At 29.3% G+C, this 24,760-nt stretch carries 22 protein-coding genes; 21 read left to right on the top strand and 1 reads right to left on the bottom strand.

From position 1 onward, the window contains the following. Nucleotides 1-12: 12 nt before the first annotated feature. Nucleotides 13-534, bottom strand: coding sequence for a CDP-diacylglycerol--serine O-phosphatidyltransferase (pssA, locus tag ACQPUY_RS14800; RefSeq protein ID WP_430842308.1), 522 nt, complete (start codon nt 532-534; stop codon nt 13-15). 264 nt (nt 535-798) lie between these two features. Between pssA and ACQPUY_RS14795 the strand changes: the two genes are divergently transcribed. The 21 genes from ACQPUY_RS14795 to tpiA all read left to right on the top strand — a co-directional run bounded on the left by ACQPUY_RS14795 (nt 799) and on the right by tpiA (nt 24,488). Then, the gene (locus ACQPUY_RS14795; RefSeq protein ID WP_430842306.1) at nt 799-1,683 is read left to right on the top strand and encodes a YegS/Rv2252/BmrU family lipid kinase; all 885 of its coding nucleotides are present in this window, start codon (nt 799-801) and stop codon (nt 1,681-1,683) included. Nucleotides 1,684-2,039: 356 nt separating this feature from the next. Continuing rightward, nucleotides 2,040-3,299, top strand: coding sequence for a magnesium transporter MgtE N-terminal domain-containing protein (locus ACQPUY_RS14790; protein WP_430842304.1), 1,260 nt, complete (start codon nt 2,040-2,042; stop codon nt 3,297-3,299). Nucleotides 3,300-3,381: 82 nt separating this feature from the next. Continuing rightward, a complete protein-coding gene (gene cysK / locus ACQPUY_RS14785; RefSeq protein ID WP_430842302.1) occupies nt 3,382-4,290 on the top strand; it encodes a cysteine synthase A in 909 nt (302 codons plus the stop codon). A gap of 109 nt (nt 4,291-4,399) precedes the next feature. Continuing rightward, nucleotides 4,400-4,984, top strand: a complete 585-nt coding sequence (epsC, locus tag ACQPUY_RS14780; RefSeq protein WP_430842300.1) for a serine O-acetyltransferase EpsC — start codon at nt 4,400-4,402, stop codon at nt 4,982-4,984. A 9-nt stretch (nt 4,985-4,993) separates the two neighbouring features. Continuing rightward, nucleotides 4,994-5,980, top strand: coding sequence for a tRNA epoxyqueuosine(34) reductase QueG (queG, locus tag ACQPUY_RS14775; protein ID WP_430842298.1), 987 nt, complete (start codon nt 4,994-4,996; stop codon nt 5,978-5,980). Nucleotides 5,981-6,014: 34 nt separating this feature from the next. Further along, the gene (locus ACQPUY_RS14770) at nt 6,015-6,719 is read left to right on the top strand and encodes a lysophospholipid acyltransferase family protein (protein ID WP_430842296.1); all 705 of its coding nucleotides are present in this window, start codon (nt 6,015-6,017) and stop codon (nt 6,717-6,719) included. An 8-nt stretch (nt 6,720-6,727) separates the two neighbouring features. Continuing rightward, entirely contained in the window at nt 6,728-7,378 is a 651-nt protein-coding gene (gene nth / locus ACQPUY_RS14765) for an endonuclease III (RefSeq protein ID WP_430842294.1), read from the top strand. A gap of 58 nt (nt 7,379-7,436) precedes the next feature. Continuing rightward, nucleotides 7,437-8,339 carry a D-alanine--D-alanine ligase gene (locus ACQPUY_RS14760; protein WP_430842292.1) on the top strand — a complete coding sequence of 301 codons (903 nt, stop codon included), beginning with the start codon at nt 7,437-7,439 and terminating at the stop codon, nt 8,337-8,339. 124 nt (nt 8,340-8,463) lie between these two features. After that, a complete protein-coding gene (locus ACQPUY_RS14755) occupies nt 8,464-10,563 on the top strand; it encodes a sodium-translocating pyrophosphatase (protein WP_430842290.1) in 2,100 nt (699 codons plus the stop codon). 408 nt (nt 10,564-10,971) lie between these two features. Further along, nucleotides 10,972-11,685 (top strand): response regulator transcription factor, encoded by a 714-nt coding sequence (locus ACQPUY_RS14750; RefSeq protein WP_430842288.1) that lies wholly within the window; start codon nt 10,972-10,974, stop codon nt 11,683-11,685. Further along, on the top strand, nt 11,675-13,243 hold the full coding sequence (locus tag ACQPUY_RS14745; RefSeq protein WP_430842285.1) for a sensor histidine kinase: 1,569 nt from the start codon (nt 11,675-11,677) through the stop codon (nt 13,241-13,243). Before ACQPUY_RS14750 ends, ACQPUY_RS14745 begins: the two co-directional genes overlap by 11 nt. Before the next feature lie 67 nt (nt 13,244-13,310). After that, nucleotides 13,311-14,252 (top strand): glycoside hydrolase family 25 protein, encoded by a 942-nt coding sequence (locus ACQPUY_RS14740; protein ID WP_430842283.1) that lies wholly within the window; start codon nt 13,311-13,313, stop codon nt 14,250-14,252. Nucleotides 14,253-14,446: 194 nt separating this feature from the next. After that, nucleotides 14,447-15,934 (top strand): VanW family protein, encoded by a 1,488-nt coding sequence (locus tag ACQPUY_RS14735; protein WP_430842281.1) that lies wholly within the window; start codon nt 14,447-14,449, stop codon nt 15,932-15,934. Between the two features lie 129 nt (nt 15,935-16,063). Then, nucleotides 16,064-16,900 carry a Cof-type HAD-IIB family hydrolase gene (locus tag ACQPUY_RS14730; protein WP_430842279.1) on the top strand — a complete coding sequence of 279 codons (837 nt, stop codon included), beginning with the start codon at nt 16,064-16,066 and terminating at the stop codon, nt 16,898-16,900. Nucleotides 16,901-17,024: 124 nt separating this feature from the next. Beyond that, a complete protein-coding gene (trmL, locus tag ACQPUY_RS14725; RefSeq protein ID WP_430842277.1) occupies nt 17,025-17,486 on the top strand; it encodes a tRNA (uridine(34)/cytosine(34)/5-carboxymethylaminomethyluridine(34)-2'-O)-methyltransferase TrmL in 462 nt (153 codons plus the stop codon). Nucleotides 17,487-17,501: 15 nt separating this feature from the next. After that, nucleotides 17,502-18,338, top strand: coding sequence for a DegV family protein (locus ACQPUY_RS14720; protein ID WP_430842275.1), 837 nt, complete (start codon nt 17,502-17,504; stop codon nt 18,336-18,338). Nucleotides 18,339-18,537: 199 nt separating this feature from the next. Further along, nucleotides 18,538-19,920, top strand: coding sequence for an RNA polymerase factor sigma-54 (gene rpoN / locus ACQPUY_RS14715; RefSeq protein WP_430842273.1), 1,383 nt, complete (start codon nt 18,538-18,540; stop codon nt 19,918-19,920). Between the two features lie 206 nt (nt 19,921-20,126). Then, complete coding sequence (locus ACQPUY_RS14710; RefSeq protein WP_430842271.1) at nt 20,127-21,164, top strand: sugar-binding transcriptional regulator; 1,038 nt, start codon at nt 20,127-20,129, stop codon at nt 21,162-21,164. 52 nt (nt 21,165-21,216) lie between these two features. After that, complete coding sequence (gene gap / locus ACQPUY_RS14705) at nt 21,217-22,215, top strand: type I glyceraldehyde-3-phosphate dehydrogenase (protein WP_430842269.1); 999 nt, start codon at nt 21,217-21,219, stop codon at nt 22,213-22,215. Nucleotides 22,216-22,391: 176 nt separating this feature from the next. After that, nucleotides 22,392-23,570, top strand: coding sequence for a phosphoglycerate kinase (locus tag ACQPUY_RS14700; protein WP_430842267.1), 1,179 nt, complete (start codon nt 22,392-22,394; stop codon nt 23,568-23,570). Between the two features lie 171 nt (nt 23,571-23,741). Beyond that, nucleotides 23,742-24,488, top strand: coding sequence for a triose-phosphate isomerase (gene tpiA / locus ACQPUY_RS14695; RefSeq protein WP_430842265.1), 747 nt, complete (start codon nt 23,742-23,744; stop codon nt 24,486-24,488). Nucleotides 24,489-24,760 lie beyond the last annotated feature (272 nt).

The raw sequence follows: 24,760 nt of genomic DNA, 5'->3' as shown, positions 1-24,760 counted from the left end.
AAGGACAGCTCTTTATACTTTTTTTAATTTAAATGTACTCACCATAAGATATGCTCCAATTATTAATAGTGCAATTGGAATCCATGGTGATACTGGATTGTTTATTGTAAAAAATATAAATATAGCAATAAAGCTTCCAGCTATAGTTATAGGCACTCCTGTAAATACTCCATCAAAAGTTGAGGTATTGTATCTTGCTAATCTATAAGCTCCACAAATTGGGAATGCTAGTAAAACTATAATTCCAATTATTCCTGCTGGGCCTACTTCATTTAATTCATACATTAAAAATGTAAGGATAGATGGAGCAACTCCAAATGAAACTAGGTCGGCGAGGGAATCTAATTCTTTTCCAAGTTCACTAGAAACATTTAGCCATCTTGCAACTCTTCCGTCATATCTATCAACAAGTGCTGCTATTAATATAAAAAAGCAAGCAAATAAATAATTTTGGTTAAAAGTGTATAAAATAGATATTATTCCACATGATAAATTGATAAATGTAAAAACATTTGGGATAAAACTTTTTTTCATATAATCACTCCTGCTATAAAGGTTAGAAGGAATTTAGTTGCCTTCCCCTATTATCATTGCAATATTATACCACAGTTTCTCAATAAATATAAGGTATTTAAATATTAAATTAATTATTTAGAAAATTTAAAATAAATTAAGATAAAATTAAGAATTTGGACTAATATTTAATTTGATTTATATGTAAAATGAAATATACTATATAGTATATTTTATTTTATGGAATTATTATATTTTTATTATTAAAAACCAAGGAGTGGTAGTTTGAAAAAGGTTAAATTTATTTATAACCCATACTCAGGTGAAAATTTAATACTAGATCAACTTGATAAGGTTATAAAAATACACCAAGAATCAGGATACACTATTGTCCCATATAGAATAGACAAAAATGTAGATGTAATTAATGCATTTAATGATTTTAAGGATAACAATTACTATTATGTTTTAATTGCAGGTGGGGATGGAACTATAGATAATGTAGTTAATGCTATGGCTAAGTGTGGAATATCGGTTCCAATTGGAATATTACCTGTTGGAACTGCTAATGATTTCGGAAAATTTTTAGGTATGCCATCTGATATAAGTAAGGCTTGCAAACAAATTTTATCTTCGGAAGTTACGTCAGTAGACTTAGGAAGTATTAATGATAAATATTTTGTGAATGTAGCAAGTACTGGATTATTTACTGATGTTTCTCAAAAAACAGATGTTAATTTAAAAAATACTATTGGAAAACTTGCATATTATTTAAAAGGTCTTGAGGAATTACCTAACTTTAGGAAACTTGCAATAAAAATTAATTCAGAAGAGATGCAGTATGAAGGGAATATGTACTTTATGTTAGTATTCAATGGACAAACAGCAGGTAACTTTAAGTTAGCAACTAGAGCAAATGCAACAGATGGATTACTTGATGTTATTATATTTAAAGCAATACCTATTATTGAATTAATACCTTTATTTGTTAAGGTATTAAAAGGAGAACATCTAGATTCAGAAAATATAATATATTTTAAAACTAATAACATATATATTGAATCACAAGAGGATATAGTAACAGATATCGATGGTGAAAAAGGACCTGATTTCCCACTTAATATAAAATGTATAAAAGGTGGGCTTAAAGTTTTAGGTGTTAAAAATTAAGGATAGAAATTAATTATAAAAATAAACTGTAGAATTTAAAAGTTAGAATATAAAGTTATTGTTTTTAATTTGGCTGTCATTTAGGCAGCCATTTTTAATTTTTTTTTGTTTTTAATTCTTATTTGTTAATTTATAAGTTGCCTTTTTAGTTAAAATTAATATAATATAGTATTGGAAAGAATGTATAATATATTAAAAAATAATTTATTCTAAATAAATAAGGGGTGAATTTAAATGGAGGGTGTCCCTCAGAGTAGCAGTTTAATAAAATTGAATATTAGATTTTTAGAGGAGATAAACTTCATTATAAATTAGCATTCTTAAATTTCTCCTCTAAAAAGTGAGGAGGAAAAGATATGAAGAAGCTATCAGTATTTCTATATACCAATATCCTAGGAAAGAAGATTTATGATGAGTTTGATGAAAGTATCGGAGAACTTAAGGATATTTATGTAACTACTGAAGATGGTTATCCTAGGGTGATTGGGTATAAGGTTAGAAGAGATGGATCTACTTTTCACTATGAATTTAGAACTATCAACTTTTATCAACAAGATGGTAATAAGATTAAAATAGTTACAAGAGGAAGTAAGGAAATACTACCAAGGACATATTCCTATCTATTATCAGAAAATTTACTAGATAAAAAAATAGTAGATATTAATGGAAAGCAAGTAGTAAGGGTTGATGATTTAAGAATTGCAGAAATTGCTGGTGAATATAGAGTTATAGCTGTTGAAACTGGACCTTATGCTAGATTTAGAAGACTTAACTGTGCAAAACTTGGAAGCTTTATATATAAAGTTTTAAGAAAAGATTATGAAGATAGAGTTTTAATGTGGGATGACGTTGAATCATTAGAAATGGTAAATAACAATTTACAAATTTCAGTTCCATATAAGAAGTTATCTACACTGCACCCAGCAGACTTAGCTGATATATTAGAAAATTTAGATGCAAGTTCAAGAAAGCAAATATTTGAATCCTTAGATGAAGATTTAGCAGCGGATACTTTAGAAGAAATTGATCCAGAATATAAGGGTAGCATAATTAAGGATTTAAGCGAAACAAAAGCAGCAGAACTTTTAGAAATAATGTCTAATGACGAAATTGCAGACGTGTTAGATGAACTTGATGATGAGGAAAGAGAAAAAATCCTTGTTAATTTAGAAAAAGAAGATGCTGATGAAGTTAAAGAAATACTTGAATATGAAGATGAAGCTGTAGGTAGTATAATGAGTACAGACTTTATTTCCTTTAATTTAGACATAACTGTTGGAGAAATTATAGATATATTAAGAGAAATGGAAGAGTTAGAGGAAGAGGAATTGTATAGAATTTATATAACTGATGAGGAAGAAAGAATTCTTGGATCCATTACTCTAGCTGATTTAATATTAAATAAGCCTGAAGTTAAGGTTAAGGATATAATGAAAGAAGAAATTGAAGTTTTAAGAAATGATATGGACGTAGAAGAAGCCATAGAGTTAACAGCTAAATATGATTTATTAAATATACCAGTTGTAGATGAAGAAGATAAGTTAATAGGTGCTGTAAATGCTCATGATATAATAGATGAAGTTCTATATCCAATATGGAAGAAAAAAATAAGATAATAAGTGAAATATTGACAATAAATATTTTCGTCTCTATAAAGCTTAGAGACGAAGTTTTTTTTATCAATATTGGGAGGATTATATGATTTACAGTAGTGCATTAGATTTAATAGGAAACACTCCAATTCTAAAACTAAATAATTTAGTTAATAAAAATAGTGCAGAAGTTTATGTTAAATTAGAAAAATATAATTTAGGTGGAAGTGTTAAAGATAGAGCTGCTTTAGGTATGATTGAAAAAGCTGAAGAAGAGGGTTTATTAAAGAAAGATTCTATTATAGTAGAACCTACCAGTGGTAATACAGGAATTGCATTAGCTATGATAGGAAGACTTAAGGGGTATAAGGTTATTATAGTTATGCCAGATACTATGAGTAAAGAAAGAAGAGATTTAATTAAGGCTTATGGAGCTGAACTTATACTGACAGATGGAGCAGAGGGGATGAATGGAGCTATTGAAAAAGCCAAGGAGCTTTCAAAAAAAGATAATTATTTCATGCCTCAACAATTTGAAAATTTAGCAAACAGCAAAAAGCATTATGATACTACAGCAGAGGAAATATATAATGATTTAAAAGATTTAGACGTATTTATTGCAGGAGTAGGAACTGGTGGAACTGTAACGGGAGTAGGAAGTAAATTAAAGGAGAAAATTAAAAATATAAAGATAGTTTCAGTAGAGCCAACTAAATCACCAGTATTAAGTGGTGGAAGAGCTGGGGCTCATAAGATTCAAGGTTTAGGGTCGGGATTTATACCGGAAATTTATAATCCTGGAATTATAGATGAAGTAGTTAATGTTTCAGATGAAGAGGCATTTAAGATGACTAAATTAGTTGCTGAAAAAGAAGGGATATTGCTTGGCATATCATCAGGAGCAGCTATATACGTAGCTTTAGAAATCGCTAAAACATTAGGAAAAGGCAAGAAAGTCTTGGTGATAGCACCAGATGGGGGAGAAAAATATATTTCCATGGGTATATACGATTAATAGCAATAAGTAATTGTAATAAGGAAACTCACTATTCATATTTGTTCATAGGAGTAAGTTCAATTTACAAAATCAAAGATTTTGAATTTCACTTAAGGGAGGATCAACTGTGTTTAATAAATTAAAATACGATATAAATAATATATTAGAGAACGATCCAGCTGCGAGAAGTAAGATTGAAGTGTTTTTATTATATCCTTGTATTCATGCATTAATAGCTTATAGGATTGCACATTTTTTATACAGTCATAAAAGATTTTTTTCTGCTAGATTAATATCACAAATTGCTAGATTTATTACAGGAATCGAAATTCATCCAGGAGCAAAAATAGGGAGAGGATTATTTATAGATCATGGAATGGGAGTAGTCATTGGAGAAACTAGTGAAATTGGTGATAATGTAACAATTTATCATGGAGTTACACTTGGGGGAACTGGAAAGGAAAAGGGAAAGAGACATCCAACTATTGAAGATAATGTTATAATTGGAGCAGGAGCAAAAGTTCTTGGACCTATAGTTTTAAAGAGTGGTAGCAGGGTAGGTGCTAATACTGTTGTTTTAAAGGATGTTCCCGAAAAGGCGACTGTGGTTGGTTGTGCAGGAAGAAATATAATTAAAAACGTAAATGATATAATTGAAGTAGTAGATGAAGACGGAAATAGAAAAACCATATATAATAACATGATGATTTAGAGGTTTATTATGAAAAAAGATGAAATTATAAGATTTTGTAATTCTTTAGGTTTAGATACTTTAGGATTTATAAAGTGTAGGGAATTTACAGAGCTTAAAGACTTCTTTTATGAAAGAAAAGAAAAAGGCCTTGAAAATGAGTTTGAAGAAAAGGATGTATTAAAAAGAATAAATCCTTTTAATTATATGGAAGAGGGAAAGACTATTATTTCGATAGCTTTCCCTTATCTGCATGATGTTAATTATTTTGATAATGGTTTTTCAGTTTATACTAGAGGAACTGATTATCATAGAGTAGTTAAATCTTATTTAAGTAAAGTATGTGAATTTATAGAAGGTATTGGAGGGAAGGCTCTAGCTTTTGTGGATAGTAATTTTTTACCCGAAAGACATATAGCGTATTTAGCAGGTATAGGATTTATAGGAAAGAATAACTTAATAATTACTAAGAAGTATGGGTCTTATGTATTTTTAGGAGAGATTATAACAGATTTAGAAATAGAAACTAATGAAAGAAATTATAAAGAAATTCAAAACTTCAAGGAATGTGGAAATTGTGAACTTTGTTATAAAGCTTGCCCAAGTAAAGCAATTAATCCATATAAGAAAAATAGTAATATTTGCGTTTCTTATTTAACTCAAAAAAAAGATTTAGATGATAAGCATATGAAATTACTAAAAGGAAGAGTTTTTGGATGTGATAGTTGTCAAAATAGCTGCCCATACAATGAAAAAATTGAATTTTCTAAAATAGAGGAATTTTATCCTCATGATTTTATGAATAAAGAGAATAGTATTCAATTAATAAATGCTAGTACAAAAGAATTCAAAGATAGTTTTTTCAAAACTTCTTGCGGATGGAGAGGAAAGAATGTTCTAAAAAGAAATGCTTTAATTAAAATTAATAATGATAAGGGAGATATTAGTATAGTTAAAACAGATTCTCCATATTTAAAAGATTATGTTGATAGACTTTTAAATAGTAATAAAATATAATATTAAATATAAAGCTAGGAAGTGAGGGAAAATAATGTTATCACCAACATTAGTAAAGGTAATAAATGCGTTACCAGAGTCAGTAGTAGTAAAGATAACAAAATTTATTGTAAATAAGTATTTTAAAAAATATGCTAATATTAAAATAGAAGGATTTGAAAATATAGAAAATGCTAAAGGACCTATAATTTTTATATGCAACCATTTAAGCAATGCAGATGGCCTAATTTTAGATAAGATACTTAAGGAAAAATATGATCCAACCTTTGTAGCTGGAATAAAATTATCAAATGATCCAGTAACTAGATTTGGTACTATGATGGTTAAGAATATAGGAATTAAACCTAATTCAGCTGATAAAGAAGCAATAACCAATATAGTTAAATTAGTTAGAGGTGGAGAGAATCTTATGATTTTTCCAGAAGGAACTAGAAGTAGGACAGGAGCTATGATAGAAGGTAAGAAAGGTATATTATTAATTGCAAGACTTACTAAGGCAACAATAGTTCCAATTGGTATGACTGGTACAGAAATTCTTCTTCCTATAAATGATAATGGAGATATGGGGGGAGAAAAATTTAATTATTCAGATGTAAATATTAAATTTGGAAAGCCTATATCATTACCAAGTAAGGAAAAAGAAGAAGGTAAACATGAATATGATGAAAGATGTATGGAATACATAATGAAGTCAATTGCAAACTTACTTCCTGAAAAATATAAAGGAGTATATAAGTAGGTGATTTAATGAAAAAAAGAACTAAAGCTATTTTAGATATTTTAAAAGAGGATTATCCGGATGCTAAATGTGAGCTAAATCATGAATCTCCATTTCAGCTTTTAGTAGCTACTATACTTTCTGCACAAACAACAGATAAGAAGGTAAATGAAGTTACTGAAACTTTATTTAGAGATTATCCAGATCTAGATGCTTTTTTAACCCTTTCAGTAGAAGAACTTGAAGAGAGAATTAAGCAAATAGGATTATACAGAAGTAAAGCTAAAAATTTAATTATGATGTGTAATCAACTTAAAGAAAAGTTTAATGGAGAAGTTCCGAAAACAATGGAAGAAATAACTTCATTAGCTGGAGCAGGGAGAAAAACTGCAAATGTAGTTTTATCAAATGCATTTGGTGTTCCATCTATTGCAGTAGATACGCATGTTTTTAGAGTATCAAATAGGCTAGCTATGGCTAATTCAGATAATGTTTTAGAAGTTGAAATGCAATTACAAAAAGAACTTCCCAAAAAAGAATGGAGTTTAACACATCATTTATTAATTTTCCATGGGAGAAGATGTTGTATAGCTAGAAATCCTAAATGTGAAATATGTAACTTAACTCAGTATTGTAAGTATTATAAAGAAGTTAAGAAAAAGGAAATTAAGAAGAAATAAAAAATAACTAAAATGAAAAACTTTATAGTAAATTTTTGATGTTGGAGGGACGGTATATATGAAAATTGGAGTTTTAATGGGAGGAATATCTTCAGAAAGAGAAGTATCATTAAGTAGTGGTAATTCTATGATTCAACATATCAATAAGAAGAAATATGAAGTAGTTCCTGTTGTTATAGATAAGAAAGAAGATGTATTAGAAAAAGTTAAGGGCTTAGATTTTGCTTTGCTTGCTTTACATGGAAAGTTTGGTGAAGATGGAACAGTTCAGGCTGTATTAGAAACTTTAGGAATCCCTTATTCAGGTTGCAATACTTTAAGTAGTTCTTTATGTATGGATAAGGATTTAACTAAAACTATATTAAAGGCTAAAGGAATTAGAACTGCAAGATGGATAAATGTATCTTCAGTTGATGAAATAGATTATGATGCAATAGAAAAAATGGGATATCCAGTATTTATTAAGCCTACAAACGGTGGATCAAGTGTTGCAACATTTAAAATAACTAATAAAGAAGATGTTGAAGCAGCTGTTATAGAAGGATTAAAGTGGGATAAAGAAGTTATGATTGAGGAGTTTATAAAAGGTGATGAAATAACTTGCCCAGTATTTGATAATGAGTTGTTCCCAGTACTTGCAATAAAAGCGAAGACAGATTTTTATGATTATGAACAAAAGTACTCTGCAAATGGAGCAGAACATTATGCTATAGATCTAGAACCAAAGATTTATGAAGAAGTTAAAAAAATGGCTTTAGAAACTTATAAAGCATTAAAGTGTTCTGTTTATTCTAGAATTGATATGATTATTACTGAAGAAGGAGTACCATATGTATTAGAAGTTAATACATTACCAGGTATGACAGCAACTAGCCTTTTTCCACAAAGTGCAGGAGAAAAAGGAATAAACTACTCTGAATTCATAGATATGATAATAGAATATTCTTTAAAGAAGAATTAATAAAACTTAAGAAAAAATATAGATAAACCTAAGACAAAAATAAATAAACCAAAGTGATTTACTAAAAATTGGAACATATAATAAAGTAAGAGTAATTATTTTATATATAATGGGAGGAATTTTTATGAATTTTATTCTTTGGGTTTTATTTGGAGCTGTTTTAGGTTTACTTTTTTCTGCTTATCAGGCAAGAATAGTTATGAAGGCTGATGAAGGAAATGAAAAAGTAAAAAGTATTTCTGCTAAGATTAGAAAAGGGGCAGATGCATATTTAAAAAGACAATATAAGGGTGTCGCAATATTTTTTGTTTTGATGTTTCTTGTGTTTTTAGTAATGAGTTTTTTTGGATATGTTTCAATATTTTTACCTTTTTCTTTTGTTATTGGTGGATTTTTATCAGGACTTACTGGATTTATAGGTATGAAGGTAGCAACTCATGCCAATTCAAGAACTACTACTGCAGCTAAGAAAAGTCTAAATGGAGCTTTAAAAGTTTCATTTAAAAGTGGTTCAATAATTGGTATAGTAGTAGTTTCTTTAGGGCTTTTATATATAGCTTTAGGTTACTCATTCTTGGATTGGTATTATAGTGATTTAGCAGAAGCAGAAAGATTACTTCAAGTTACAACTAATATCTTAACTTTTGGAATTGGTGCGTCTTCAATGGCTTTATTTGCAAGAGTTGGTGGTGGTATATTTACAAAGGCAGCAGATGTTGGTGCTGATTTAGTTGGAAAAGTTGAAGTTGGAATTCCAGAAGATGACCCAAGAAATCCAGCAGTTATAGCAGATAATGTTGGTGATAATGTTGGTGATGTGGCAGGTATGGGGGCAGATCTTTATGAATCTTATGTTGGTTCATTAATATCTTCATGTGCTTTAGCAGTAGCAGCTGGATTATCAACAGAAGGAGTAGCAGTTCCTTTATTAGTAGCAAGCTTAGGAGTAATAGCCTCTATATTCTCAACTTTCTTCGTTAGCGCTAAGGAAGATGCAAGTCAAAAAAATCTTTTAAGTGCATTAAGAAGAGGTACTTACATTTCTTCATCAATTGTAGCTGTAGGATCCTTCTTTATTGTAAGAGAATTATTAGGATTAGAAAACATAGGAATTTATTTTAGTATATTATCAGGACTTATTGCAGGGATACTAATAGGATACTTTACAGAGTATTATACTTCAGATAATTATAAACCAACTAAAAAATTAGCTGATATGAGTAAAACAGGACCAGCAACTATTATAATAGGGGGACTTTCTTTAGGAATGGCATCTACTGCAATTCCAGTAATAATAGTAGCAATATCGGTGTTAATAAGCTTTAATTTATCAGGAGGAGCACAAAATTTTAATTTAGGATTATATGGAATAGCAATTTCAGCAGTTGGAATGTTATCTACATTAGGGATTACTCTTGCAACAGATGCTTATGGACCTATTGCAGATAATGCAGGAGGTATAGCTGAAATGGCAGAGTTAGATCCAGAAGTTAGAAAGAGGACAGATGCTTTAGATTCTCTAGGCAATACTACTGCTGCAACAGGAAAAGGATTTGCTATAGGTTCAGCAGCCTTAACAGCTCTTGCATTTATAGCGGCATATAAGGATTCTATTGAAAATATAGTTAAAAGTGGAATATATAACTTTGAATTTAATTTATCTATATTAAACCCACAAGTATTAATAGGATTATTTATTGGTGGTATGGTAACGTTTTTGTTTTCAGCGAAGACAATGGATGCAGTAGGACGAGCTGCTTCTAAGATAGTAGTAGAAGTAAGGAGACAATTTAAAGAGATTCCAGGTCTTATGGAAGGAAAAGGGCAACCAGACTATGAATCTTGTGTGGACATTTGTACAAGGTCTGCTCAACAAGAACTTATTACAATAGCAATAATAGCAATAGCAACTCCTGTAATTGTAGGATTAATTCTTGGACCTAATGGAGTAGCGGGGTTACTTGCGGGTTCAACTGTAACAGGATTTGCTATGGCAATAATGATGTCAAATTCAGGAGGGGCTTGGGATAATGCTAAAAAATATATTGAATCAGGAGTTTTAGGTGGAAAGGGATCAGATTGCCATAAGGCAGCAGTAGTTGGTGATACAGTAGGAGATCCATTTAAAGATACAACTGGACCATCTATAAATATATTAATAAAATTAATGTCAATGGTATCAATAGTATTTGGTACATTAATACTTGCTTTTGGAGTATTATAGAAAAAATGAATATATAAATCCATAATTAATAGAAATACTACACTCTTAAGAGTGCAGTATTTTTTATCTTTAGACCAGTTATAAAAATATTATCTGTGAATAACTTTTTATAATTTCCATCATTTAGATTTGAAGCGCATATATTAATTTTTCGATAGCTTGGAAGCTAGAAACAGAACAAAAATTTATAATTCCGAAGGATGAGGAATTATTACATTTGGTATATAAAATATAAATAACATAGTACGGTGACTTGGAACGAAGTGACGGAACAAGTAATATGTTATTTATATTTTTAAGTTTTTTTTAAGAAATTATAAACTTTATTATTAAGATATTTTATCTAGAATATAGATAAAAGCTTAGAGTATGATAAACTAATCTTAGAAAAGAAGGGGAGTGTATATTTTGAGTAAAGAAAGAATTTTAATTGTTGATGATGAAAAAGAAATTAGAGATTTAATAGATATATATTTAAAAGGTGAGGGATATGATACCTTAAAGGCTGAAAATGGTGAAGAAGCTTTAAATATTTTAGAAAAGCAAAATGTTGATTTAATAATTTTAGATATAATGATGCCAAAGGTTAATGGTATTGAAGCTTGTTTAAGAATAAGAGAAGAAAGAGAAATGCCAATAATTATGCTTTCTGCTAAATCAGAAGATATGGATAAAATTTTAGGATTAAATACTGGAGCAGATGATTATTTAACTAAACCTTTTAATCCTTTGGAGTTAGTTGCAAGAGTAAAATCTCAGCTTAGAAGATATAAAAGATTTAATAAGGCATTAGCACAAGTTGATACTCAAGAAAAAGAAGATAATATATTAGAAATAGAGGAATTAAGTATTAATTTAGAAACTCATGAAGTTTTTAAAGAAGGGGATGAAATTAAACTTACTCCAACTGAATTTGATATATTAGTATTACTTGGTGGAAATAGGGGGAAGGTCTTTAGTATAGAAAATATCTACAATAGTGTATGGAAACAAGATTTTATGCAGTCTGATAATACCGTTATGGTTCATATAAGGAAGGTTAGAGAAAAGATAGAGGATGATCCTAGAAAACCAAAATACATAAAGACTGTGTGGGGGGTTGGATATAAAATTGATAGGTAGAAAAAAAGAAAAGAAGGAGAAAGTGAAAAAAGAGAAGATTGGATTTTTTAAGAGATTAAAGAAGCTTATCCTAAGAATTTTTTATAAGTTTTACAAATCAAAACTTGGAATTAAATTTAGAGAGCTTTTAGAGTGGGTATATAGAAGAATAGAAAAAAGCATTAGATTTGAGCTTATGTTAGTCTTTGGTATTTGTTTTATAGCTTCATTTTTATTTTATGGCTTTGCGAATAATTTATTAGCTAGAGATAAAACTATCACTAAACTTGAATATGATTATGGTGAAATTCAAGATAATGCTAATTATATTGCCAAAAGTCTAAGTGGTGATTATGGTTACAATGAAATTCAAGGACTTGAAGATGAAGAAACGATAAATAATATACTGAATAATTATAGTAATGAAAAATCTAAAATATATCTAACTGATTTAGATGGAAATATTTTATATAAGGTAAATGGAGATGGACAAGATAAGCTAGACATATATACTATATTAGACAGAAGTAATACAGTACAAGAAGAGGGAGCCGAGAGAGTTTATATTTATCCTGTTAATATAAGTGGTGATAGAGCGTATCTTATATATTATAAAACACCTACACCATATATTTCTTATGACTATTATACAGATACAAACTCCTTTTTAGCCCTTGTGCTCTCAGTGATTGTGTTTATTTCTATATTTATAATAGTAACTAATAAGAAAATGAAGTACATAGAGGAAATTGCATCTGGAGTTAGGATAATATCAAGTGGAGATTTATCTTATAGAGTTCAAGAGAAGGGAAAGGATGAAATTAAAAATTTAGCTGGAAATATTAATACTATGGCAGAAGAAATAGAAAGTAGAATAGAAGCGGAGAGAAGATCGGAAAAAACTAAAAGTGAACTTATTACCAATGTTTCTCATGATTTAAGAACTCCATTAACATCTGTTATGGGTTATATAGGGTTAATTAAAGAAGGTAAATATGAAGATGAAGCTATGATGAGGGAGTATTTAAATATTGCCTTTAATAAATCTAATCAGCTAAAGGAATTAATAGAGGATTTGTTCGAATATACTAAGCTTAATAATCAAGGTATAGTGTTAGAAAAAAATAAAGTTAATATAGTTGAATTTTTATCTCAAATTATAGAAGAGTATATTCCTATGTTTGAGGAAAATGAAATAGAGATAGTTAAAAAATTTGTAGATGAGAAGTATATAGTTGAAATAGATGCAGGGAAAATGGTTAGAGTAATTGAAAATCTACTTTCTAATGCTATTAAATACTCATATAAACCTGGTGAAGTAATAGTATCTACATATAAAAATGATGGTTATGTTAATATAGTAATTAAAAATAAAGGCGATAATATACCTAAGGAAAAGGTAGAAAGATTATTTGATAGATTTTATAGAGTAGATGAAGCTAGAAACTCTAATGTTAAAGGTAGTGGCCTTGGACTCGCCATATCAAAAAATATAGTTAAATTACATGATGGGAATATTTGGGCTGAATGCGTAGGGAATGATGTAAGCTTTTGTATAAAGTTAAAGTGCATTAATTAAATATTAAAGTAACCTTTAAGAAGGTAGTTAATAAACTAATATAGAGATTATTTTTCTTGGAGGAAAAATGCAAAATAAAAATCCCAACAGCACTTTTGGAATAGATATAAATGAATATACTCAAAATGTTAATTTTCAAACTTTAGCAAGAACTATAGACTTTTTATACTTGAGATCTTCAGGTTCTGGATCAGGAAGGTTTAGAGTAGATAGAAAGTTTTTAGAGTTTGCAAAAGCAGCTAGAAATTATGGAATACCAGTAGGAGCATATCACTTTGCCGTGCCTTCCTATGACTTAACTACAGCAGATTCACAATGTGATGATTTCATAAACATATTACAGGAGGGTTTTGGAACGAGGAACTATGGTGATTTATTTCCTGTATTAGATGTGGAAACTCCTATAGATAATAAAATAAGCACAAAAGCATTGATTGATTGGATACAAAGATTTAGACAAAGGTTTGAGAGAAAAACTAGGCGTAGATTAATGTTATATACAGGAGCTTTCTTTATAGAACTTTATAATGATTTTAAATTACCTGATGGAAGTCAACCTTTAAAAACTATGCCTTTATGGATTGCAATGTATACTAATGTAGAAATAAATCCAGATTATCCTCCAAATATTGGAGGTTGGACTAGATGGAGAATATGGCAATATAGTGAAGGTGAAGTGGTTCAAGGAGTTGGAAATCCAGTAGATGCTAACTGGGGTCCAGATAGTTTAGATCTTTTGATGCAACCTAAACAAGTTAGAAATTTAAGAGCAGTTAAGCAAAATGGAATGTTAAAAATTACTTGGAGTAAGAACCCTGATATAGATCTTTTAGGATATAATATATTTGAAAATGGATACTGGATTGGAACTGTAGATAAAAATGATACTAGTTTTGAGATTAGTTTATCAGAGCTTCCTGTTAAAACTAATGTTCCAGTAACAATATCTATAGAAGCTTTTGATGCTGATGGTGAAACATCACAAGTTAGAAGTAAAGTTGCTATATAAAGTTAGTGAATAAAGATGGAAGGTTTATTATATATAAAAAATAGATTTTCCATCTATTTTTTATATATAATAATTGGAAATAATTACTTGAAAATAATAATTAAATGTTAATATATTTATGTTAAATTTAAGTGAAAAATGTAATATAATATTATGGACATGTGAATTATTATGCTTAGTAGGAAGGAGTGGGGATGTTGAAAAAAATTAATAAAAATACATTAATAGCTGCAGGAGTTATACTTGCATTAGTTATAATAGGAATTATTGGATACTTTTTTTCGTTAAATAAAAAAGTTGCAGCTTGGGAAGATAAAGTTTATCCAGAGGTTTACGTTTATGGGGTAAATATAGGTGGATTAAATAAGGAAGGGGTTGTATCTGTATTAAATGATAAGCTAGCGCAGGCGATTATGGACAAGGAGTTAAAGGTTGTTGTTGGAGATAAGAGTCTAGAATTAAGCTATAGCGAATTAAATCTAACATACAATACTGAGGATATAGCTACTGAAGCATTAGCTTATGGAAAAGATGAGGGATTATTTGCTAAGAAATCTTTAATTAAAGGTAAGAATACTATAAATTTAAATGCTGATATATCTTTTGATGAAGAATCATTAGTAGCTTTTGAAGATAAAGTGTTAGAAGAAGTTAATATTGAACCTAAAAATGCAGAGATAGTAATAAATTCTGGTAATATAACAATTACTCCAGAAGTTTCAGGAAAGACTATTGACAAAGAAGAACTTCATAATAAATTAATAGAAAGTATTAATGGAGATCCAAGTGATGAAGTAGAATTAACTTTTGATTTAGTAGAACAAGAAGCAAAAATAAAAGCAGAAGATTTAAAGAAAATAACTGGAGTTATTAGTAGCTATAGTAGTAAATATTCTAATACTGGTGATGGTAGAGTTAAAAATATGGAAATAGCAGCTAGTACTATTAATGGAACTATAGTTATGCCTGGAGAAGAGTTTAGTTACAATGCATTAATTGGAGATACTACACCAGAAAAAGGGTATGAAAAAGCTAATACATATGTAGGTAATGAAATAGTGCCTGATTATGGTGGAGGTATTTGTCAAGTATCAACTACTTTATACAGAGCTGTAATGAGAGCAAATATAAGATCCACAGAAAGAACTAATCACTCATTAACAGTTTCATACTCAGAACCAGGATTAGATGCTACAGTAGCAAATCCTTATTTAGATTATAAGTTTGTTAACACTTATGATTTTCCAATATATATTCAAGGTTATGTTAGTGGAGGAGTAGTTAATTTTTCAATATACGGAAATGTTGAAGCCATGGGAAATAAGACTTATGACCTTGTAAATGAGATACTTGAAAAGTATGATCCAGAAGTTAAGTATGAAGAAGATTCAACTATGGAAGAGGGAACTGAAAAAGTTGTATCCTATGGTATGCCGGGATATAAGGCAAATTCCTATCAAGTTACTTATGAAAATGGAGTGGAAGTAGATAGAGAGTTAATATCTACAGATGTTTATATGACAACTAATACAGTTAAAAAGAAGGGAACTAAGAAAAAGGAAGAAACAAAGAAGGAAGAAACTCAAAATCAAAATTCTGATGAAAACAAAGACCAAAATGCTGATCAAAATTCTGATCAAAACAAAGACCAAAATAAAGAAGAAAATAAGGAACAAAATTAGTAACGGTATTGATATTAAAAACATTTTACATTTGTAAAATGTTTTTTACTTTATTTACTCTTAAGTTTATTGTCGAATACTTTTGCAAATGATATTATTAATATAATAAAGGTGGAAAAGGAGTATTTTATGGAATACAAGATGGTTTGTATTGATATGGATGGAACCTTACTTGGAAAAGGAAGAAAAATATCTAAAGAAAGCAAAGAAGTTATAAAAGAAATTCATGAAAAAGGTGTAGAGATAGTTGTAACTACAGGAAGAATATACAATAATGCAGCTTATTATTCGCATCTTCTTGGAGTTGAATCCCCAGTTATCGCCGCAAATGGGGCTATTGTTAGAGAAAAATATACTAATAAAGTAATATATGAAAATCCAATAAAGACTGAAGAATGTATAAAGTTAATAGAAATATTGTACAAAATGAAGTTTCTTTTTCATTTTTACACTTTAGATGGAATTTATTGTGGAAGTGAAGCAACAAAATTTGTGACTAAATTATATATGACTAAGCAAGTTGGTTATGATAATTTAAAGATAAATTATTATGTTATAAAAGATTTAGAAAAATGGAAAGAATTTTTTAGAAAGACTAATGGTCAAATTACAAAATGCATCGCTTTTTCAGCTAAGCCTAAAAAGATTATTGCTTTAAAAAAAGAACTAGATAAGCTTGATTGTGTAGTATACTTTGGAGCTGGTTCTAGGAGTGTAGAAATTAACAATAAAGGTGTTTCAAAAGGGAAAGCTGTAAAAGCTTTAGCTGATTACTATGGATTTAAAAGAAATGAAATAGTGTGTATAGGGGATAATGAAAATGATATATCTATGATTGAGTATGCTGGGTTAGGGGTTGCTATGGGAAATGCAATAGAGCCAGTAAAAAAATTAGCAGATTATATTACTGATACTAATAAAGACAATGGAGTTGCAAAGGCAATAAAGAAAATTTTTAATATATAAGAAAATATTCTGTTAATAAAGTATAAATGACTTTGACTAATAAGTTTTCATATAGTATTATTTGTTATATGGTATTAATTAAGTAAGGTGATTTCATCTTACTTTTTTATATGGAGGTTTTATAATGAATTTAAATATAGTTTTATATCAACCAGAAATACCTCAAAATACAGGGAATATTGCAAGAACTTGTGTTTTGACTAATTCAACATTACATTTAATTAAACCTATGGGATTTAAAATAGATGATAAGCAAGTAAAAAGAGCAGGTTTAGATTATTGGAGCGAATTGAAATTAGAAATTCATGAAAGCTATGAAGATTTTATGAAAAAATATGGAAAAGAAAGAATGTTCTTAGCTACTACACATGGAGGAGAGCATTATGATGAGGTTTCCTTTAAAGAAGGAGATTTTATAATGTTTGGAAGAGAAACTTCAGGAGTTCCAGAGGAAGTACATAATGCTCATGAAGGAATAAGAATACCAATGATAAAAACTAGCACAAGAAGCTTAAATCTTTCTAATACAGTAGCAATTATTGCATATGAGGCATTAAGACAGATTGGTTTTCCTGAAATGAAATAATTAGGGGGAATAATAATGGAGAAGATTAAAATATTGACGGATAGTTGTTTAGACATTCCAGAAGAATTGATTCAAAAGAATAATATTGATATATTACCAGCATTAATTAACTTTGGAGATAAAAGTTATATAGATAGAGATGAAATTAATCTAAAAGAAATGCTAGATAAAATTGATAAAGAGGGAGTTTTACCAACTACTGCACAAATAACTCCAAATAGATTTGAAGAATACTTTAGAAATGCCTTAAATGAAGGATACAAAGTAGTAGCAGTACTTATGTCTTCAAATATGAGTGGAACTTATAATTCAGCTAATATAGCAAAAGAAATGATTGGATCAGAAGATATAACTATAATAGATACACAAGTTATAACATCTGCACAAGGCTTTTTTGTGTTAAAGGCTTGTGAACTTAGAGATAAGGGATTAAGTCCTGAAGAAATAAAAACAGAAATTGAAAAAATGATACCTAGGATGACTGCGTCATTATGCTTTGAATCTTTAGAAAACTTAGTACGTGGTGGAAGAATTTCCAAGACAGCTGGAGTTATAGGAACAGCTCTAGGTCTTAGGGTTATAATTGGATTTGAAGATGGAATGATGGTAGCAAAAGATAAAGTTAGAGGAAATAAAAAAGTTATAAAGAAGATAATTTCTGAGTTTGAAAACTCTAATGTAGACAAAAATGAACCTGTCATGCTAATTGAAATAGGAAGTCCAGAAATTAAAGCTGAACTTAAAAAGTATTTAGATGAAAATAATATCAATTATATAGAAACTACACCAGGTTGTGCTGTTGGTATTCATTCTGGTCTTGGAGCTTGTGGTTTATTTTACTTAAGTGAATAATTTGTTATAATAATACAAAAATGGGAGCTTGTTTCAGAAAAACAATGCTCTTATTTTTTATAATTTTGAATTGATTGAATAAAAGAAATATTGAGACTTGCTATAACGTTTACTTTTTGTATATACTAGTAGTGAGGACAAGTCCATATTATTAATGAAAAAGTAAAAGTTGTAGTTTATTGAATGAAGGTGTTACTTTATGAAATTAGATTTTAATTTAAATCTTACTCAAGAACAAAGATTAATAATGACTCAAGAAATGCAGCTTTCTATAAAGCTACTTCAAATGTCAACTTATGATTTGAGAGATTATATAGAAAATGAGTTTTTAGAAAATCCAATTCTTGAAGGGAATTTTGATTTTGTTCAAGAAGATAAGAAATATGACGATAAAATTGATTATAAAGAAATGATTAAATACTTAGAGTTTGATAATTATGGATCTCAAAGTTATGGTGAATATAATAAGGAAGATGATGTGTCACCATTTAATTTTATTTCGGAAAAAGAATCTTTAACTGAGTATTTAAAAGAGCAACTAATTGAAAGTGAAGAGGATGAATATAAGAAGGCTATAGTTTCTTACATGATTGAAAATATAGATAGTAGAGGATATTTAGATATGTCTCTAGAAGATATTTGTAAGGAATTAAATATTTCTATTGAGTTAGCACAAGATTCCTTAGAAATTCTTCAAGACCTAGATCCAGATGGAATAGGGGCTAGGGATTTAAAGGAATGTTTAAAAATACAATTAATAAAAAAAGGATTATTAGACGATAATTTAGAGATAATTATTGATGAATATTTAGATTTAATTGCAGATAATAAATTTAATGTAATTGCAAAAAAATTAAAAATTACTCCAAGAGAAGCCCAAGATTTAGGAGATATAATAAAAAATCTAGAACCTAAACCATCAAGAGGTTTCTATACTGGGGATGAGGTTAAATTTATAATACCAGATGCAGCTATTAGAAAAATTGATGGGCAGTATTTTGTAGTCATGAATGATGGAGTTATACCTAAATTATCAATTAGTAATATATATAAAGAAGTATTAAATAACAAGGAAGATAAAAATACAGAAAATTATGTTAAAGAAAAATTGAATAGTGCAATGTTTTTAATAAAAAGTATTGAGCAAAGAAAAAGTACATTACTTAGAATATTAGAAAAGATAGTTGAAAAGCAAGAAAAATATTTTGATAAGGGACAAAAGTACTTAAGGCCAATGACGTTGAAAGAAATGGCAGAGATGCTTGGAATCCATGAGTCTACAGTAAGTAGAGCTATTAAGGACAAGTATATATTAACTAGTTTTGGTACAGTGAAAATAAAAGATTTATTTGCTACAGGGTTAAGTGTTAATAAAAGTGATGGAGAAGAAGTTGCAGTAGTTAATATTAAAAATAATATAAAAGATATCATTGATAGAGAAGATAAGCAGAAACCTTTATCTGATCAAGCTATTTGTGATTACTTAAATGAAAAAAAATTAAATATATCTAGAAGAACGGTAGCTAAGTATAGAGAAGAACTTGGAATAAAATCTTCAAGTAAAAGAAAAAGAATAGAATAAAATTTATTTAAAATAGGAAAGTTAAATAAAGAACTTTATTTTGTATTAACTTTCCTTTTTAAACATAAAACACTTAAATTTTGTAAAAAGTTTTGGAAAAGTTTAAAGAAAGTACTTTTAAAATTTATAGAAGTGTTTTATAATAATAAATGTGGGACACATAAATAATATGCGGGACCTTTTTAGACCAAAGAGGAGGGTTGGATGTGCAGGAAATATTGTCTTTACAGAAAAAAATAGTTCCTGAACTTGTAGAAGTCCTGGAAAAAAGATATAGTATTCTTAGGACTATATATTACAATCAACCTATTGGAAGACGTGTTTTAGCAAATCAATTAGATCTTGGAGAAAGAATAGTTAGAACAGAAATTAATTTTTTAAAATCTCAAAATTTAATTGAAATTAATACTCCGGGGATGACAGTGACTGAGGAGGGGCGAGAAATAGTTGGTAAGCTTAAAGATTTTATTCACGAAATTAAAGGCTTATCAGATATTGAAGAAAACATAAGATCCTTCCTTGGGTTAAAAAATGTAGTAATTGTTCCAGGAGATGTTGAAAAAAATCAAACAATATTAAAAGAAATTGGAAAAGCTACAGCTCAATATTTAAAATCAACAATAGAAAATGATAACATAATAGCTATAACAGGTGGAAATACTATTAAAGAGTTTGTAGAAGCAATGCCAAAGATGAATAGTCTTTCAAATATTCTTGTTGTACCAGCTAGAGGTGGTATGGGAAGAAAAGTTGAAATTCAAGCAAGCACTTTAGCAGCATCTTTAGCAAAAAAATTAAATGGTTCTTATAAATTGCTTCATATTCCAGAAAATCTTAGTTTAAATCTTTTAGACACTCTATTAAAAGAAAAAGAGATAAAAGAAGTAATAGATAACATACATAAAGCAAATATTTTAATATATGGAATTGGAGAAGCTTTAGTTATGGCAGAAAAAAGAGATGTTTCAAAGGAAGAATATGATAAACTAAAATCTCTTGGAGCTGTTGGAGAAGCCTTCGGATGTTATTTTAACAAAGATTCACATGTAGTATCAGAAAATACTTCAATTGGAATAAATATTAATGAAGCAAGAAAAATTAACACACATATTGCAGTGGCAGCTGGGGAAAATAAAGTTGATGCTATTATTGCAACTATGATGAATAATCATAATGCAGTTTTAGTAACAGATGAAGCAGCTGGACGAAAAATTATGGAGTTTATTAAGGATCATACTGAATAAGCTTAAAATTTTAAAAATTTTAAATATAACTATTTTTAGGAGGTAATTGCAAATGGTAAATGTAGCAATTAATGGTTTTGGAAGAATAGGAAGATTAGCATTAAGATTAATGATTGAAAACCCAGAATTCAACGTGGTAGCAATCAACGATCTAACTGATGCTAAGACTTTAGCTCACTTATTCAAATATGATTCTTCACAAGGAAGATTCAACGGAGAAATCGAAGTTAAAGAAGGAGCTTTCGTAGTTAATGGAAAAGAAATTAAAGTTACTGCAGAAAGAAATCCTGCTGACTTACCATGGAAAGAATTAAACGTTGACGTAGTTTTAGAATGTACTGGATTCTTCACTTCTCAAGAAAAAGCTGGTTTACATTTAGAAGCTGGTGCTAAGAAAGTTGTTATCTCAGCTCCTGCAACTGGAGATATAAAGACAGTTGTATTCAACGTAAATAATGATATATTAGATGGTACTGAAACAGTTATTTCAGGTGCTTCATGTACTACAAACTGTTTAGCTCCAATGGCTAAAGTATTAAATGATAAATTTGGAGTTCAAAAAGGATTCATGACTACAATCCACGCTTACACTAATGACCAAAATACATTAGATGGTCCTCACGGAAAAGGCGATTTAAGAAGAGGTAGAGCTGCTGCTGCAAACATCGTTCCTAACTCAACTGGAGCTGCTAAAGCAATTGGTTTAGTTATTCCAGAATTAAAAGGAAAATTAGATGGTGGTGCTCAAAGAGTTCCAGTTACTACAGGTTCATTAACTGAATTAGTTGTAACTTTAGACAAGAAAGTAACTGTAGAAGAAATCAACGCTGCTATGGCTGCTGCTGCTAACGAATCATTTGGATACACTGAAGATGAAATAGTTTCATCAGACGTTATCGGAATCACTTACGGTTCATTATTCGATGCAACTCAAACTAAAGTTATGACAGTTGGAGATGAGCAATTAGTTAAAGTTGCTGCTTGGTACGACAATGAAATGTCATACACTAACCAATTAATCAGAACTTTAAAGTACTTCGTAACTAGATAATTAAATAGTTAAGTAAATACTTAGAATATGACATTAAATGTTGGTCTGGTTTTATAGAAAATCTATGAGGCCAGGCCACTTTTAAATTAAGCATTTATTGTTTTGAATAAAAGTTTAATTATATAAAATGAAACTTTTAAGAGTTTCAATTAAAAATAAATTAAGAGGTGAAATCAATGAGCTTTAATAAGAAAACTATCGAAGATATAGATGTTAAAGGTAAAAAGGTTTTAGTAAGATGTGACTTCAATGTTCCACTAAAGGATGGAGTTATAACTGATGAAAACAGATTAAATGGTGCTTTACCAACAATCAATTACTTAATAAACAATGGTGCTAAAGTTATCCTTTGTTCACACTTAGGAAAAGATGCATCTAAGTCATTAGCTCCAGTTGCTAAGAGATTAAGCGAAATGCTAAACAAAGAAGTAGTATTTGCAAGAGATGAAGAAGTTGTAGGAGCAAATGCTAGAGCTGCTGTTGAAGCAATGAAAGATGGAGATGTTGTATTATTAGAAAATACAAGATGTAGAAAAGAAGAAACTAAGAATGTTGAAGAATTCTCAAAAGAATTAGCTTCATTAGCTGATATATTTGTAAATGATGCATTTGGTACAGCTCACAGAGCTCACTGTTCAACAGTTGGAGTTACTGAATTCTTAGATACAGCTGTATGTGGATACTTAATTCAAAAAGAATTAAAATTCTTAGGAGAAGCTGTTAACAATCCAGTTAGACCATTCGTTGCTATATTAGGTGGAGCTAAAGTTTCAGATAAGATAGCTGTTATCAACAACTTATTAGAAAAAGTTGATACATTAATCATCGGTGGAGGAATGGCTTATACATTCTTAAAAGCTCAAGGATATGAAGTTGGATCATCTTTAGTAGAAGCAGATAGAATTGACTATGCTAAAGAAATGATTGAAAAGGCAGCTCAAAAGGGAGTTAAATTCTTATTACCAGTTGATCACAGAGTTGCTACAGAATTCAAAGATGTAGAACCAGTAGTTACAGAAGATCAAAATATTCCAGCAGGAAGCATGGGATTAGATATTGGACCTAAGACTGAAACTTTATATGCAGATGCAATTAAAGATGCTAAAACAGTTATATGGAACGGACCAATGGGAGTATTCGAATTCGAAAACTTCAACAAAGGAACTATTGCAGTTGCTAAGGCTATGGCTGATGCAGATGCAACAACAGTTATCGGTGGAGGAGACTCAGCTGCAGCTGTTAATATCTTAGGATTTGGAGATAAGATGACTCACATCTCAACAGGTGGTGGAGCTTCTCTAGAATTCTTAGAAGGTAAGGCTTTACCAGGAATAGAAGCACTAAATAACAAATAGATAAATCTATTTGTTGAATGAAAAATGCATAATGGATAATGCATAATTAATGAAATAACTCCACTTCGGTGGAGTTATGGATTTTAATTTTTATTATTCAACTGTGTTGAATAATTTCTATAATTATCAATTATCCATTATCAATTATTAATTATATATGAGGTGATTTAAATGAGAAAACCAATAATAGCTGGAAACTGGAAGATGCATTATACTCCAGCAGAAGCTGTAAAAGTTGTAGAAGAATTAAAACCATTAGTAGCTAATGCTACATGTGATGTAGTAGTATGTCCTACTTTTGTTTGTTTAGATGCTGTGTTAAAGGCAGTAGAAGGATCAAACATAAAAGTAGCTGCTCAAAACATGCATTTTGAAGAAAAAGGCGCTTTCACTGGAGAAGTTGCTCCAGGAATGTTAGAAGCAATGGGAGTTAGCTATGTTGTTTTAGGACATAGTGAAAGAAGAGAATACTTCAATGAAACAGATGAAGCACTAAACAAAAAAGTTAAGGCTGCATTTGCTCACAACTTAACTCCAATTCTTTGCTGTGGAGAAACTTTAGAGCAAAGAGAAAATGGAACAACTAATGAAGTTGTTGGAGCTCAAATCAAAGCTGATTTAGAAGGATTATCAAAAGAATTAGCTGAAAAAGTTGTTATAGCTTACGAACCAATCTGGGCTATAGGAACAGGTAAAACTGCTACTAATGAACAAGCAAATGAAACAATAATGGCTATAAGAGACGTTGTTGCTGAAATGTTTGGAAAAGAAGTTGCTGATAAAGTAAGAATTCAATATGGTGGATCAGTTAAACCAAATACAATTAAAGATCAAATGGCTATGTCTGACATAGATGGTGCTTTAGTTGGTGGTGCTAGCTTAGTTCCAGCTGATTTTTCACAAATAGTTAACTTTTAATTAATGAAGACTCCATAATAATTATCTTATAATTATTATGGAGTCTTTTATTAAATGTTTTTATAACTATGTAACGTATTTAAATTTATACTTTACATAGTTTTTTCATTGTTATAGTAAATTTTATAAATGTAGGAATGTGTATATACTTATCTTACTATTTTCTTAATTGGATTTAAAATTAAGAAAATTCATAAAAGAGTGAAGAAATTCATATGTATTAAAGTTAAATTATCAAATATAATTAATATGTCTGGTAATATTTAACTGAA

It is taken from the genome of Clostridium nigeriense (assembly GCF_050585245.1).
GTDB classification, from domain to species: Bacteria; Bacillota; Clostridia; order Clostridiales; family Clostridiaceae; genus Clostridium; species Clostridium nigeriense_A.
The sequence above is the reverse complement of the archived record's forward strand: the minus strand, read 5'-3'. Positions and strand labels throughout refer to the sequence as shown.